We start from the raw sequence: 1,096 nt of genomic DNA, 5'->3' as shown, positions 1-1,096 counted from the left end.
GGAAACGGTGCGGGCGGAAACCGTGGCTGTTGTCTTGGCGGCCCGGGGCCGGAACCCGGAAATGACCAACAAGCAGTTGGCGGAGATCACCGGGGTTTCCGACCGGACTATCCGCAAGGTTCTCAACGCCGTGCCGGCGGAAATCGCCGGCCAGGTTCTCGAACTCACCAGCGGTTGCGTCGCATGAGCCCGATGAACCGCGGTGGCGGACCCGCATCACACCGTGAAGGAGGTGGCGCGGTGAGTGTCATCAACGGCCAGAAGGTGACGGTGGGTAACTCTCCACTGTCCGGTGGAGAGTTCCAGACGGGCACCGTTGAGCGCGAAACCGCTGCTCGGGCGGTAGGAACTCTCCACTCTCCGATTACTTTGGGTGACCGTTGGCGGGGTGTGCTCGCGGGGGTTAAGGGCTGGTTTTCGATGCCGTCGCCGCTTGCCGAGCGGGCCCCTGCCGCCGGGCAGCTTTTGGAGTACGCGCGGGTCGCGCCGTGGACCGGACGGCGTGACGGCCTGGTCCGGTTCGTCGGGGTGGCGTGGTGTCGCCTGGTGGCGATCCCTGTGATTGCCGGGTTGCGGATCGCGGAGTGGCCGTTTCAGCGGCCGTCGCGGTTTGTGTTCACCGCGGTGACTGTCAAGTTGTGCGCCGAGTTGCCGCCGGTGCAGTGGGTCGCCGATCACCTCATCAAGCCGGGCGTGGAGTACGCGCTGTGGCTGTTCCTGTGAAGGAGGCAAGGCACGTGAAGGGGTTGAAGAAGGTTGTCCGGCCGAAGGGCATCAAGGTGCTGGCGTGGACGTCGTCGGCCGCCGCGGTGGTCGGTGGTCCGCTGGTCGCCGGGATGTTCATCGGCGATGTCATCGACGCGGTGTTGACCGCGATCCCGTGGTCCTGGATTCCTCCGGTGCTGCTGGGGGTGCTGGTCGTGATGCTCGTGCGGGATCTGGTCGTGGACTGGGAACCGAATCGGCAGGCCATCTGGTCGATGCTGCTGATGCCGTCGGTGGCCCGAGCTACCCCGGGCAAGCTGGGGGATCGGATCGGTGAGTGGACCGGCGCGGCGTTGGAGATGGTCGCGGCCCCGTTGCGGGAGTGGCTGGG

At 66.6% G+C, this 1,096-nt stretch carries 2 protein-coding genes and 1 pseudogene; all 3 read left to right on the top strand.

Features of this window, described 5'->3' with window-relative positions; translation table 11 throughout:
* Window positions 1-187, top strand: a pseudogene (locus K228_RS26335) (hypothetical protein); the annotation flags it as partial.
* Window positions 188-240: 53 nt separating this feature from the next.
* Window positions 241-723, top strand: a complete 483-nt coding sequence (locus tag K228_RS0125145) for a hypothetical protein (protein WP_155251643.1) — start codon at window positions 241-243, stop codon at window positions 721-723.
* Window positions 724-737: 14 nt separating this feature from the next.
* Window positions 738-1,096: hypothetical protein (locus tag K228_RS26330; RefSeq protein ID WP_033777517.1), on the top strand; the 359-nt coding region annotated here is incomplete at its 3' end.

Origin of the sequence: Salinispora cortesiana (genome assembly GCF_000484695.1) — a bacterium.
Taxonomy (GTDB): Bacteria; Actinomycetota; Actinomycetes; order Mycobacteriales; family Micromonosporaceae; genus Micromonospora; species Micromonospora cortesiana.
The sequence above is the reverse complement of the archived record's forward strand: the minus strand, read 5'-3'. Positions and strand labels throughout refer to the sequence as shown.